The organism is Streptomyces sp. NPDC045470 (assembly GCF_040646595.1).
Taxonomy (GTDB): domain Bacteria; phylum Actinomycetota; class Actinomycetes; order Streptomycetales; family Streptomycetaceae; genus Streptomyces.
This window is the reverse complement of sequence record NZ_JBEZAN010000003.1, coordinates 482,941-495,937: the sequence shown is the minus strand read 5'-3', so window position 1 is coordinate 495,937 and position 12,997 is coordinate 482,941. Positions and strand designations below refer to the sequence as shown.

Annotated in this window: 11 protein-coding genes; 7 read left to right on the top strand and 4 right to left on the bottom strand. The window is 72.3% G+C overall.

The window, feature by feature from the left end; all coding sequences use genetic code 11:
• Positions 1 to 5: 5 nt before the first annotated feature.
• Positions 6 to 815 carry a tyrosine-protein phosphatase gene (locus AB0A97_RS12490; RefSeq protein WP_361148157.1) on the bottom strand — a complete coding sequence of 270 codons (810 nt, stop codon included), beginning with the start codon at positions 813 to 815 and terminating at the stop codon, positions 6 to 8.
• Between the two features lie 347 nt (positions 816 to 1,162).
• Here AB0A97_RS12490 and AB0A97_RS12485 point away from each other — a divergent pair, with 347 nt between their 5' ends.
• The gene (locus AB0A97_RS12485; RefSeq protein ID WP_361148155.1) at positions 1,163 to 1,963 is read left to right on the top strand and encodes an SGNH/GDSL hydrolase family protein; all 801 of its coding nucleotides are present in this window, start codon (positions 1,163 to 1,165) and stop codon (positions 1,961 to 1,963) included.
• A gap of 73 nt (positions 1,964 to 2,036) precedes the next feature.
• Here the strand turns inward: AB0A97_RS12485 and AB0A97_RS12480 are convergent, their stop codons facing one another.
• Entirely contained in the window at positions 2,037 to 2,498 is a 462-nt protein-coding gene (locus AB0A97_RS12480) for an ATP-binding protein (RefSeq protein WP_361148153.1), read from the bottom strand.
• Between the two features lie 136 nt (positions 2,499 to 2,634).
• Here AB0A97_RS12480 and AB0A97_RS12475 point away from each other — a divergent pair, with 136 nt between their 5' ends.
• From AB0A97_RS12475 to AB0A97_RS12460, 4 genes are all read left to right on the top strand, one after another.
• Complete coding sequence (locus AB0A97_RS12475; RefSeq protein WP_361148151.1) at positions 2,635 to 3,501, top strand: helix-turn-helix transcriptional regulator; 867 nt, start codon at positions 2,635 to 2,637, stop codon at positions 3,499 to 3,501.
• Between the two features lie 3 nt (positions 3,502 to 3,504).
• The gene (locus AB0A97_RS12470) at positions 3,505 to 3,792 is read left to right on the top strand and encodes a DUF397 domain-containing protein (RefSeq protein ID WP_361148149.1); all 288 of its coding nucleotides are present in this window, start codon (positions 3,505 to 3,507) and stop codon (positions 3,790 to 3,792) included.
• 26 nt (positions 3,793 to 3,818) lie between these two features.
• Entirely contained in the window at positions 3,819 to 4,685 is an 867-nt protein-coding gene (locus tag AB0A97_RS12465) for an SAM-dependent methyltransferase (RefSeq protein WP_361148782.1), read from the top strand.
• 167 nt (positions 4,686 to 4,852) lie between these two features.
• A complete protein-coding gene (locus AB0A97_RS12460; protein ID WP_361148148.1) occupies positions 4,853 to 6,289 on the top strand; it encodes an FAD-dependent monooxygenase in 1,437 nt (478 codons plus the stop codon).
• 30 nt (positions 6,290 to 6,319) lie between these two features.
• On the opposite strand, the gene AB0A97_RS12455 is transcribed toward AB0A97_RS12460, so the two are convergent.
• Positions 6,320 to 7,456, bottom strand: a complete 1,137-nt coding sequence (locus AB0A97_RS12455) for a hypothetical protein (protein ID WP_361148146.1) — start codon at positions 7,454 to 7,456, stop codon at positions 6,320 to 6,322.
• A gap of 345 nt (positions 7,457 to 7,801) precedes the next feature.
• Here AB0A97_RS12455 and AB0A97_RS12450 point away from each other — a divergent pair, with 345 nt between their 5' ends.
• Positions 7,802 to 9,001 (top strand): MBL fold metallo-hydrolase, encoded by a 1,200-nt coding sequence (locus tag AB0A97_RS12450; RefSeq protein WP_361148144.1) that lies wholly within the window; start codon positions 7,802 to 7,804, stop codon positions 8,999 to 9,001.
• Between the two features lie 168 nt (positions 9,002 to 9,169).
• Positions 9,170 to 10,318: a barstar family protein gene (locus AB0A97_RS12445; protein WP_361148142.1), complete on the top strand. Its 1,149-nt coding sequence runs from the start codon at positions 9,170 to 9,172 to the stop codon at positions 10,316 to 10,318.
• Between the two features lie 120 nt (positions 10,319 to 10,438).
• Here the strand turns inward: AB0A97_RS12445 and AB0A97_RS12440 are convergent, their stop codons facing one another.
• A complete protein-coding gene (locus AB0A97_RS12440; protein ID WP_361148141.1) occupies positions 10,439 to 12,886 on the bottom strand; it encodes a hypothetical protein in 2,448 nt (815 codons plus the stop codon).
• Between the last annotated feature and the right edge of the window lie 111 nt (positions 12,887 to 12,997).

Sequence of the window (12,997 nt, the reverse complement as noted above, 5' to 3'; positions counted from 1 at the left end):
GCCGCTCAGTCCTCCAGAAGCTGGGAACGCAGCCGCTCGCGGGTCTCGGGGGTCAGCCCCAGGCCCTCGCTGAAGTACGCCTCCGTCGAGCCCCAGGTCGTCTTGATGGCGTCGAGGGCCGCGGCCAGGTACTCGGCGCGGGCGTCGAAGAGCGGCGCGAGCAGCTCCATGACCTCGGGGGACATGCCGACCGCCGAGGTGTCGGAGCGGCGCACCTTGTACCGGCGGTGCGCGGCGTTGGACTCCAGGTAGTCGGCCTCGACGGCCTCCGGCTCGACACCGACCGCGAGCAGGGTGACGGCCACGGACAGGCCCGCCCGGTCCTTGCCGGCGGCGCAGTGCATGAGCGCGGGGACGCTGTCCTCGGCGAGTGCGTGCAGGACGCGGCTGTGGTCGGCGGTGCGGGTGGTGATGATGTGGCGGTACGTCTGTGCCATCCGGTCCGCCGCCTTGCCGTCGCCCAGCGCCGTACGCAGGTGGCCCAGCTCGCCGTCGCGCACCATCGCCCAGAACTCGGCGCCGTCGGCCGGGTCGGTCAGCGGGATGTTGACGTTCCGTACGCCGGGCAGGGTGACGTCGGGGCCCTCCAGCTTGATGTCGGCGGCGTTGCGGAAGTCGAAGACCGTGTGCAGCCCGAGACCGGCGAGGAAGGCGGCGTCCGCCTCGGTGGCCGCCGCCAGGTGACCGCTGCGGAACAGCCGGCCCTTGCGCACCCGGCGCCCGTCCACGGTCGGCAACCCGCCCACGTCACGGAAGTTGCGCACCTCCGCGAGCTCGGAGTCGGTCGACGGGACCTCCGGGATCTGCTGGGTCACGGGCGCTCCTCGGGACAGGTCGCCGACGCTGCTCGTCGACGAGGCGGGCCACTTTGACGATACGACATCGGTGCAGCCCGCAATCAGGCCGGTGACGGCTGGTTCGGCGGCCGTGCCGGAGAGGAGCCGGAGCGGTGCGCACGCCATGCTCGCGGAGCCGCCGGCCGCCTTCCGCCCCCCGTCGCTCAGCCACGTCCACACCCCGACAAACGACTGAAAAAAGCCGTTTATCGTCCTCGTTTTCTATTCCGACTTGATCAGAATTTGACCGGGTGGCATTAATCACCCCACGTCAACCCCTGGTTACGGTGGCGTAAGTCACTTCCCGGGGTGAAGTATTTCCTGACGTGGCAGACGATTCGAAGAAGATGAGCAGTGGCGCACTTGGCGCCATCGGGTCGTACGCAGCCGTCGGGGACAGCTTCACCGAGGGAGTCGGGGATCCCGGCCGTGACGGGGCGTACATCGGCTGGGCGGACCGGCTGGCGGTCCTGCTGTCGGACCGGCGCGCGGAGGGCGAGTTCCGCTACGCCAACCTCGCGGTCCGCGGACGCCTGCTGGACCAGATCGTGGAGGAACAGGTGCCGCGGGCCAAGGAGCTGGCCCCCGACCTGGTGACGTTCTGTGCCGGCGGCAACGACATCCTGCGGCCGGGCTCGGACCCGGACGCGGTGGCCGAGCGGTACGAGGCGGCCGTCGCCGACCTGCGGGAGAAGGTCGGGACCGTGCTGCTGTGCACCGGGTTCGACACCCGGGGCATGCCGGTGCTGCGGCATCTGCGCGGCAAGATCGCGACGTACACCGCGCACGTCCGGGCGATCGCCGACCGGCACGACTGCCCGGTCCTGGACCTGTGGTCGCTGAAGTCCGTGCAGGACCGGCGGGCCTGGAGCGAGGACCGGCTGCACCTGTCGGCCGACGGGCACACCCGGGTGGCGCTGCGCGCCGCGCAGGTGCTGGGCCTCGACGTCCCGGCCGACCCGGACCAGGCGTGGCCGCCGGAGGCCGGGCGCACCGCGGCCGAGGCGCGCCGTGACAACATCCACTGGGCGCGGGAGCATCTGGTGCCGTGGATCGGCCGCCGGCTGCGCGGCGAGTCCTCCGGTGATCACGTGGAGCCGAAGCGGCCGGATCTGCTCCCGCTGTAGCGGCAGCGGAAGCCGTGACAAGGGAGACGGCCATGCCACACCGCCGCCCGCCGTTCAGGCGCGGGCGGCGGTTTCAGTGTGCGGCGGGAGGCCCGTAGGGAAGGTCGGCCCAGACGGTGCGGCCGCGGCCGGACGGGTCGGGGCGCACGCCCCAGCTCTCGGAGAGCGCGCCCACGAGGAACAGGCCCCGGCCGCACTCCTTGTCCACGCTGCCGGGCTGGACGTGCGGTGCCGAGTCGCCCCGGCCCTGATCGGTGATCTCCAGGCGCAGGAAGGCGCCGACGACCGTCAGTTCGCAGTCGACCTTTTCGCTGTCGGTGTGCCGTACGGCGTTGGTGAACAGCTCCGACACCACCAACTCGGCGTCGTCACAGACCTGTTCTGCCGCGCCCCACTCGTGCAGCACGGCGATCACGCGTCTGCGCGCCTCCGGTACGGAGGTGCTGCGGGCCGGCAAGTGGAACGCGTCCCGGAGACGCTCGGCGACGAAGCCGCCACAGCGCCCTAACGAAGGAGCGTTGTTGGAGGAAGCCACTCCGCAACTATGTGCGATGTTGGTCACCGATGGCAAGGATCAATGTGTAATTTGCAGAATCGCAAGCGCAGTCTGTTCGGTGTGCTGACGGCATGACACACTGCTGATCACTCGTGTCAGTGGGAGGGGATCAGAAGTGGCGGAAGCACGGTCGGGTGGCGCTCCGACCGTCCTGCGGGTGGTGCTCGGCAAGAGGCTGCAGGACCTGCGCGAGAAGGCGGGGCTGTCCTACGAGCAGGCGGCCGCCGCGCTCGATGTCACGCACGCCACCGTACGGCGCATGGAGAAGGCCGAGGTCGGCCTCAAGATCCCGTACGTGGAGAAGCTGCTGGCGACCTACGGCGTCACCGACAAGGACGAGATCGACGGCTTCCTCAAGCTCGCGCGCGAGGCCAACCGGCCCGGCTGGTGGCACAACTACCGCGACGTGCTGCCCGAGTGGTTCAGCGCCTACGTGAGCCTGGAGAGCGAGGCCAACCTCATCCGCGGCTACCAGCCCCACTACGTACCGGGGCTGCTGCAGACCGAGGAGTACGCCCACGCCGTCCTGCGCGCCGGTATGCCGCACGCGGCGCGGGAGGAGATCGACCGCGCGGTCGCGCTGCGCCTGGAGCGGCAGTCGCTGCTCACCCGCCCCGACGCGCCCATGCTCTGGGTGGTCATGGACGAGACCGTCTTCCGGCGCCCGATCGGCGGCCCGCGGGTGATGCGCGCACAGATCGCCCACCTCGCCGAGGCCACCACCCTGCCCAACGTCCGGCTGCAGATCATTCCGTTCGCCGCCGGACCGCACCCCTCGATGTACGGGCCGTTCCACATCTTCCGCTTCCCGATCCCGGAACTGCCCGACATCGCGTACGCGGAGAACCTGGTGGGCGCCGTCTATTTCGACCAGCGCGACGACGTCTCGCAGTTCCTGGAGGCACTGGACCGGATGTGCGCGCAAGCCGCACCGGCACAGACCACCGAGGCCCTTCTGGGCGGCTTTCGCAAGGAGATCTGAACCATGGATCGCATACGCATCTACAACGGCATGCCCGCCACCGAGCTGGGCAGCGACGGCTGGCACAAGCCGTGGAGCGGCGGCAACGGCGGCGAGTGCGTCGAGGCGCTGCGACTGGGTGACGGACGGGTGGCGCTGCGCCAGTCCACCGACCCGGGCGGCCCGGCCCTGATCTACACCCACCGTGAGATCAAGAGCTTCATCGAGGGCGCGAAGGCCGGCGCCGCCGACTTCCTGCTCACCGCCGCGCCGTGCGGCTGCGGCTGCGGCTCCGACCGGAGGACGGCGTGACGGAAACGGAATTCTCCCGGGGCGTGATCGGCTCGTGGGACGAGGACGGCTCGCAGGGGCTGCAGGACGCGGCGGCCTTCAAGGCCGAGGAGATCGACACCAGCAAGCCGCACCCCGCCCGGATGTACGACTACTACCTGGACGGCCGGGACAACTACGAGGTCGACCGGGAAGCCGCGCAGCGCGTCATCGAGGCGCACCCGCAGGTGCGGCTGAGCGCCCGTGCCAACCGGGCGTTCCTGCACCGCGCGGTGCGCGAGGTGGTCGCCGGCGGCATCCGGCAGATCATCGACATCGGTACGGGCATCCCCACCTCGCCCAACACCCACGAGGTGGCCCGGGAGACGGCGCCCGGCGTACGGGTCGTCTACGTGGACAACGACCCCATCGTCGCCACGCACGCGGGGGCGCGGCTGACGACCACCGAGGACACCGGCTTCGTGCTGGCCGACGTGCGCGACCCGCAGGCGATCCTCGACCACCCGACGGTGCGCGAACTGATCGACTTCGACCAGCCGGTGGCCGTGCTGCTGGTGGCCGTCCTGCACTTCGTCCGCGACGACGAGGACCCGGCGGGGATCGTCGCCACCCTGGCAAGCGCCCTGCCCGCCGGCAGTGTCCTCGTGCTGTCCCACGCCACGGGCGAACCGTACGAGGCGTACGAGCAGGGCCGCACGGACGAACGGGCCCGGGACGGCGTGCTGGACGTCTACAAGAACGCGACGGCCACCCTGAACCTGCGGACCAGGAGCGGGATCGAGCCGCTTTTCGGGCCGTTCGAGCTGCTGCAGCCGGGCGTGGTGCGGGTGCCGCTGTGGCGCCCGGACGGGCCGCCCCCGGGCCCGGAAGAGCTGAACAACATCATCTTCTACGGCGGAGTGGGCCGGAAGTAGGGACCCGCCCCGCCGGTACCGCCGCGTGGGCGGCGCGTCCAAGTGCGCAGAGTGGTGATTGACAGCGCCGCCCGGTGGTCCGAGGGTGAGAGTCCGTGCGCGACCGGTGGGGCGAGGGCCGTCCGCCGGACCTGAAGGGCCGCCCTGGCGGCAGGACGGGGGCAGCGGTGGAAGAGACCACCGGAACGGCTGGGGAGCGGCACGCGGTCGTCATCGGCGGCGGGCTCGCCGGGATGCTCGCGGCCACCGCCCTGTTCGGGTACGTGGACACCGTCACCGTCGTCGAACGCGACCGGTACCCGGCCGGAAACGTCTTCCGTAAGGGCGTACCGCAGGCCCGTCATCTGCACGTCTTCCTCAGCGGCGGCCTCCGCGCGCTGGAGGAACTGCTGCCCGGCACGGGTCAGGCGTTCACCGACGCCGGAGCACGCACCCTCTACCCGCCGAGCGACCTGGTCACCCGGACCTCCGTGGGCTGGCAGCACCGCTTCGAAGAACGCCGCCACGGGTGCCTGTCGGTCACCCGCCCGGTGATCGACGGCGTCGTACGGGCCCGCGTGCTGCGGGCGGCGGCCGCGTCGGCCACCCGCCTGGAGGTGCTGGAGGCGACCGAGGCGGTCGGCCTGACCGGCGACGCGGGGCGGGTCACGGGCGTGCGGGTACGGGTCCGGCCGGGCGGCGGGCCCTCCGGCGGAGCGGGTCCGGCCGAGCGGACCGTGCCCGCCGTGCTCGTCGTCGACGCCTCCGGGCGCAGTTCCAAGGCGCCGCAGTGGTTCGCCGAACTGGGCCGCCCCGCCCCGCGCCAGGAGACCGTGGACGCCGGCCTCGCCTACGCGACCCGGATGTTCCGCCCCACCGGCCCGGCCGGCGCCCCGGACATGGGCATCAACATCCCCGGCTGGCCCGGGAGTCCGCGCGGCGCGGTGTACGTACCGGTCGAGAACGGCACCTGGCTGCTGACCGCCGCGGGCGTACGCGGCCACCACCCGCCCACCGACGACCAGGGCTTCGCCGACTTCACCGCCACGATCGGCGACCCGTACATCCACGGCCTGCTGCCGCACACCGAACCGGTCTCGCCCGTCTACGGCTTCCGTGACACCGCCAACCGCCGCCGGCACTACGAACGGCCCGGCGCCGTTCCCGAAGGGTTCGTCGTCGTCGGCGACGCCAACTGCACCTTCAACCCGGTCTACGGGCAGGGCATGTCGATCGCCGCGCTGGACGCCTTGGCGCTGCGCCGCACCCTGCAATCCGGGGGCGGCCTGAGCCCGGGGCTGGCGCGGCGGGCGCAGCGCGCGGTGGCCCGCGCCACCGAGCCCGCCTGGATGATCGCCATCGGCGCCGACCGTCCGTACGCGAGCGGCGCGGACGCCCGCTCGAGCCTGGGCGAGCGGCTGATGTCCTGGTACGTGCAGCGGCTCATCCTCCGCTCCGTCGTCGACCCCGCCCTCGGCGCCGCGTTCCGCGACGTCTCCTGCCTGACCGCGCCGCCGTCCCGCCTGATGGCTCCGCGCACGGTGCTGCGGACCGTACTGCTGCCGCTCCGGCCCGGCGCCGGCGCCCCGCCGACGAGCGTCGTACCGCTCCAGCGGGCGGCCTGACGGCGCGCCAGGAGACCGCCGGGCGGTGTGTCACCGTGCCCCGCCCGGCAGGAACAGGCTGACCACGCCGGTGGCCAGGGGCGCCAGGATGCCGAAAGCCGGGGCCAATACCTTCGGCAGCGAGACGTCCAGGCGCAGGAAGGCCACCAGCCGCGCCCGGCGCTCCACCCAGTCCTCGGTCAGCTCGTCGGCCTCCGGGATACGGACCGTCGCCTCGACCAGCCGGCCGGCGACCGATCGCCACAGCACCACGACCGGCAGGAAGACCAGCGCGAACATCACGCTGAAGAAGGCGCCGTAGAGCAGCACGGAGGACGCCGGGAAGGTCTTCTCGGGGACGCCGTACGCCAGCAGGGCGTTGCGCAGCGCGCCCGCGTCGACGACCGCGGTCGAGATGATCAGGCTGCCGCCGGTCAGGAAGCGCACCGCGTCCCGCCACCCGCGGTGCAGTTCCCGCAGCGCTCCCACCGGGGCGAGGACGTCCGGTTCGGTGGGCAGCCGGCGGCTCAGCCGCAGCAGCCGGACCTGGACGTCCCACAGCCCCACCGCGCCCGGCGCCGCCGCCAGCATCCCCAGGACGAGCAGCAGCGGTATCCGCCACGCCAGCCCGTCGAGCGGTACGGGCACACTGCCGGGCGGTGTGAAGAAGCGCAGGATGCCGAAGACGGCGCCCAGCAGCACGACGGCCCCCGCCACCAGCACCGCCACGGCCCGGGGTGCCGGCCGGTCGATCGGCTGCCGCCAGCGCCGGTGCACCGCGTACGACATCGCGTACGCCACCGCCGCGTACAGCGCGATCGAGGCGCCTACCAGAGCGCTCCACAGGTCGAACTCCAGGAGCGAGGTGAAGGCACGTGCCTCCGGCGACTCGGCGGCCCCGAACCGCCCGACGAGGCCGGTGCCGAGCGCGGCGACGGCCAGCAGGCCGAGCGTGACCGCCAGAGGTACGGCCACCAGGCGGAGGCCCGGCCGGGACACGTGCGGGGCGGCGCGGGCCACGGGCGGGGGGAGGTCGGCCGGGGACAGTTCGGCCGGAGGCGGACCGGTCGCCGGCAGGCCGTCCGCGGGCAGGTCGTCGGCCGCGGGGGCGTTGCCCTTCGGGTCCGTACCGGGGTGATCCGCGGCCCCCGGCTGTCCCGCCACGCCCTGCGGCGGTAACGACGTCATTCCGTCCGACGGTGCCGTTCCGTCCAACGGTGCCGTTCCGTCCAACGGTGCCGTTCCGCCGCCGGAGGGCGTACCGCCCGGGGCGTCTTCGCGTTCCGGTGGCTGCCCAGGCGGCAGCGTCTGGCTCATGCCACGACGGTAGGGCCGCACGGCCCGCCACGGAATGCCGGGAGCGGCCGAGTGGTTCGGTATGCGCAGGGAACACGTGTCGTGTCCGGGTGCCACGGTGTCCGCGGCGGACACCAGGAGCCCGGACGCCGGCGTGCCGGAACCCGTCAGCGTGGCGGTCCGTTCACCGCACGGCGACTCGTTGACAGCGCTACCGCTCCGATCCATGGAGGTGCCGTGCCCGGCTCCCGACCCCGCAGTGAGTCCTCGTCCGCCCCGCGTCCCGCAGAGCGGTTCGGGCTGCGCCGCCCCGCCGTCTTCGGCGCGTGGCCCACCGGGGAGCGGCTGGCGCGGATACAGAGATCACCGCAGTTCGCCGACGGCCAGTTCCGCAACCCCGTACCGACCCGGCAGATGACGCAGGGCAGCGCGCTGGCCGTGGCCCGCCAGCAACTGAGCCGCGAGGGCCGGCTGCGCCGTGCGCCGGTCGGCCGCATCCCCGTGCACCGGCCCACCGCGGCGGACTGGGGCGAGCCGCCCGCCTCCGGGCTGCGGCTGACGTGGCTGGGGCATTCGAGCGTGCTCGCCGAGATCGACGGGCACCGGGTGCTGTTCGACCCGGTCTGGGGCGAGCGCTGCTCGCCGTTCACCTGGGCGGGCCCCCGGCGCCTGCACCCCGTACCGCTCCCGCTCCGGGACCTGGACCCGGTCGACGCCGTGGTGATCTCGCACGACCACTACGACCACCTGGACATGCCGACGGTCAAGGCCCTGATCCGTACGGGCACGCGTTTCGTCGTACCGCTCGGCATCGGCGCCGACCTCGAACTGTGGGGCGTGCCCGAGGAGCGGATCACCGAACTGGACTGGCACGAGTCGGCGTCCGTCGGTGACCTGACGCTCACCGCGACGCCCGCGCAGCACTTCTGCGGCCGCGGGCTGCGCGGCCCGCAGCACACCCTGTGGGCGTCCTGGACGGTGGCCGGCCCCGACCACCGCGTCTTCCACAGCGGCGACACCGGCTACTTCCCCGGCTTCGCCGACATCGGCGCCGAACACGGCCCGTTCGACGCGACGATGATCCAGATAGGCGCGTACAGCGAGTTCTGGCCGGATGTGCACATGACGCCGGAGGAGGGCCTGCGCGCCCACCTCGACCTGTCCGGAGGCACCCCGTCCGGCACCCTCCTCCCCATCCACTGGGGCACCTTCAACCTCGCCCCGCACCCCTGGTCCGAGCCGGTGGAACGGACGGTCGCGGCAGCACGCGCGGCACACGCCAAGGTGGCCGCCCCACTGCCCGGCAAACCCTTCGAACCGGCCGACGAGCAGATCGTGGACCCGTGGTGGCGGACCGTGGCCCTGCCGCCGGTGCACGGGTGGCCGTCGTGGCCCGCCGGGGCGTCGGCGGCGGATGCTTTCGAGGTGGTGCGGTAAGGGAGCGCGATAAAGCCGGTTCGGTAAGGCGAACGGTCGGCACGTGGGTGAATTCATCCGCCCGGCAGTCTGAAGCAGCCTGCTCCGGCAGGGTGATTTCTCCTGCGCCGGCAGTGCTTCAATGGAGCTTCGTAGACGTGTTCTGCCATTCGCGGTTCAGGAGGAAATATGCAGGTTGAGGACGGCCGCTGGAGCTGGGAACGCGGTTTCCCGTTGCGGTATCTTCTGGCGGCCGACGGCGGTGAACAGGTGTGGGCCCGGTGCGCCGACACCGAAGGACTGTTCGCCGATCCGGTGCCTGCCCCGAGGGAGCGTCTGACCTTTCTCGGGTGTGACCCGGCCGGACCGCTGCGGACCGCCGTCGAGCAGCCCGCCGGGGCGGTTGCCCGGCTGGGTGAGCTGTGCCTCGAAGTCTGGAACGAGAAGCGGCCGGTGGAGTGGTGGGGGCTGATCGACGCCGATGTCGTCGACCGGCGCCCCAGCGGCAGTGACCCCGCCCTGATCGATGTCGTCATGGAAGCGGGGGTGAACGAGCCGGAGGAGGGCCGTTCCGATCCGGCCGGGCGGCGGCGGTTCGAGCTGTTCGCGAAGGACTCCCTCGGCACCTGCCAGGGAGTCGAGGGCCTGTACGTCGAACGGGCCGGTGCTCCGGAGAAGCCGATGAAGCTGATCGGCTGCGAACCCACCGAGCGGCTGCGGGCCGTGCTGGACACGCCGGAGTCAGGGGCAGCCGCCGAGCTGTGGGCGCTGGACCGCTCCGGCCGCCCGATGACGTCCCGGAGCCTTGCGCTGGAGGTCGGCGAGGTGCGCCCGTCCGTCCTCGGGGGAGACCTGCTCGACATCACGCTCACCGACGGTGTCGACGACCCGCCTCCGCTTCTGGCCGAACCGGTCTGGGAGGCCTGGTACGAGGGGGTTCCGGACACGCTCAACGAGTGGGCCCGGTTCACGCCCGAGGGCAGGCACGAGTGGCTCAAGGTCGCTTTCCGGAACCAGGCCGCGGGGCGCGCCGACGTGTCGGGCGGCACCTACCACGTCGACGGCACCTACGTCACGGACATCTATGGGCTGCACTGCGCCCTGGGCGAGGCGTTCCACGGTCCCGGCGGGTACTACGGTATGGACTGGCCGTCGTTCAACGACTGCCTCGCCGGCGGGGCCGGTGTGGTGCCACCCTTCACGCTGGTCTGGCACGACGCGGAGACCGCCCGTAGCTCACTGGCCGGGGTCGTGGACAGCCTTGAGGAAGAGCTCGCCTACTTCGAGGAGATCGTGCAACGCCTCGAAGGGTCTGGTGTGGTGGTCGAGCTCCGATAGGACGACGGAGGGCCTTGCCGAGTGGGAACTCGGCAAGGCCCTCCGCTTCAGTTGGGGGAGGCGGCGTCAGCGGCTCTCAAGAGCCTTGCGCGGAACGCGCCTCGTGATCCCTCCGGATGGCTACCCACGGGGGTCGTAGATGGTGACCCGGTTGTAGTTGTGCTCCGTGATCCAGCCGATCTCCCCATGCTTGTTCACGAGGATGCGGTAGTAGTTCTTACCGTCTCCCATGTCATAGATCCTCGCGTCTTTCCACTTCCGCAGAACACTGGCCGGAGTGTTCTTGCGGCCTTCGTAGTAGTCCGGCTTTCCCTTGTCATTGAGGCGTTGCGGCCGCTCGCCATTCATCACCTTCTTGACGTTGTCGTGGATGATATTCGGCGTCTGCCCGTTGCCGCCGCCCTTGCTGCCGGCCCGCTTGTTACGGGCCTCGCGAAGCGCGGTCCCGAGACCCTCGTCGATACGGCCGATGCCGTCAGCGGTGGCGTACGCGCCACCGATGATCGCCCCGGTGCTCACGGCGATCGCCGGAGCTCCCGCCACGCAGAGGACACCGGTGGCGCACAGGAAGCCGCCCCCGATGTCGCCCGAGGCGCCGAGCCCGATCCCGCCGAGGCCGAGGAGCGTTTCGAAACTTCCCGCCCAGATGTCGCCGTTGGTGAGAATGGACGTGGTGTAGTCGGCGAACGTCTCCGCGCCGTCCTTGACCGCGCCGGCGCCCTTCTTGAGCCAGCCCGGCGCCCAGTCCGGCCAGCCGTCGTCGTCGTCCTCCTCCTGGGACTCGTTCGCCTCGGCGAACTTCTTCTTCCAGGCCTCCTGGAGCTTCCGCCACTCGGCAGCTTCCTTGCGCTGCTTGTCGACGACGATCTGCTTGGCCTCGTCGGCGGCCTTCTGGGCCGCCTGGGAGTCCTTGCCCGCCGCGGTGGCCGAGGCGCGCGCCTCGTCGGCGGCGGTCCATGCCTGGTCGGCCGAGCCGCGGGCGTAGTTGGCCCAGGACTGCGCCTGGGTGGCGGACCGGACCGCCCGGGTGGCCGCGTTGTTGGCGTCGGCCTCGGCGGCGCGGGCCTGTCGGGCGGACTCGGCGGCCTGAGCGGCGGACGCCTCGGCCTGCCGGGCGGACTCCTTGGCCTTCTTCGCGTAGTCGCCGGCCTCGTCGGCCGACTTCTGGGCGGCGTTGGCGGCCTTGCGCGCCTGCTCGGCGGCCTTCTCGGCACGCAGGGCGTGTTCGTCGGCTAGGTGGGCGTTCTGCTGCGCGGTGGCCGCGACGCCGGCCGCCTCGGCAATCAGCTGCTGCACCCCCGCGACGTGCGTGGCGGTGAGCCGGTCCTGACGGGCCGCCTTGTACTGGCCGGTCTGGACGAAGGCACGGATCACCTGCGGCGGTCCCACCAGGGCGACCTTCGCCGCGGCCTGGACCTCCGGGCTGCCGCTGCTGGACAGCTGGATGGCGCGGGTGCGCTCGTCGGCCTCCCGGGCGTCGAACTGCCCCTGGTCGAGGAAGTCCACCAGAGCCTGGGTGGTACCCGCCTTGATCGCTTCCTTGGCGGCCGCCCGCGTCTGGGTGCTGCCCGTGCTCGACAGCTGCACCGCCTTGGTGCGGTACGCGGCGGCGGCCGCCTCGTGCCGGCCGGTGACCAGGAACTGGTGGATCTGCTCCGCGTTGCCCGCGAGGGTCTTCTCGGCGGCCTCCCGGACCGGGGTGGACAGGCCTTCCTCGGCCAGCCGCTCGACCTGGCTCCGCTCGTCCTTCTCGGCGGCCTGCTGCCGGTCGACGCGCACGTACTTGCGTACGTCCTCGTCCGAACCGGAGAGGGCGGCCGCGGCCGCGGCCTGACTCCACGCCTCCCGGGTCTTCAGCGCGGCCAGCGCCACCTTGCGGCCCTCGACCGCCGTCTGCCGGGGGTCGGCGCCGGGCTCGGCGGCCTTGGCGGCCAGCCGGTCGGCCTCCGCGTCGAGCTCCTTGGCCTCCTTGGCGGCGTGCTCGGACCGTGCCTTACCGTCCTCGTACTCCGTCTTGAGATCGCGGGACAGGTCCATCGCGGTCGCGGTACGGGTCTTGAGGTCCTCGGCCTCGGTCTCGCGCGCCAGGTCGAAGATCTCACGCGCCTTCTTCACCGCGTTGGACGCTTCGTCGGCGGCCTTCTGCGCCTCGGTGGCGTGCCGCCGGGACTCGCCCGCGGCCTTCTCCGACTCACCGGCGTGCTCGGCGGCCTTGTCGGCTTCGTCCGCCGCCTTCTTGGCGTGTGCGGCGGCCCTGTTGGCCGCGTCGCGCGCCTGGTAGGCCGCGGACGCGGAGCGCTTCGCCAGACTGGTGGCCGACTGGGCGGCCCGGGACGCCTCGCGGGCGTGCCGCTTGGCCTGGGCGGCGGCTGCCTGCGCCTCGGCCGAGTGCGCGCCGGCCGCGTCCGCGTAACCACTGGCCTGCATCGCCGCGTCGGCGGCCGCGTTCGCGTTCGCGCTGGCGCTGGTTGCCGCGCCGGCCGCCTCGCTGGCCCTGTCCGATGCCTTGCCGGCCTCGTCGGCGGCCTGGGCCGCCCATGTCGCGTTCTTGGCGGCGTTTCGGGCCACCTCGGCAGCCTTACGGGCGTGGGTCGGCATTCCCGCGTACGAACCGGCAGGGGCGGCCCCGGTTCGGGGCCGGGTCGGGGCGGGGGTCGCACCCGCCGCAGCCCCGGACCC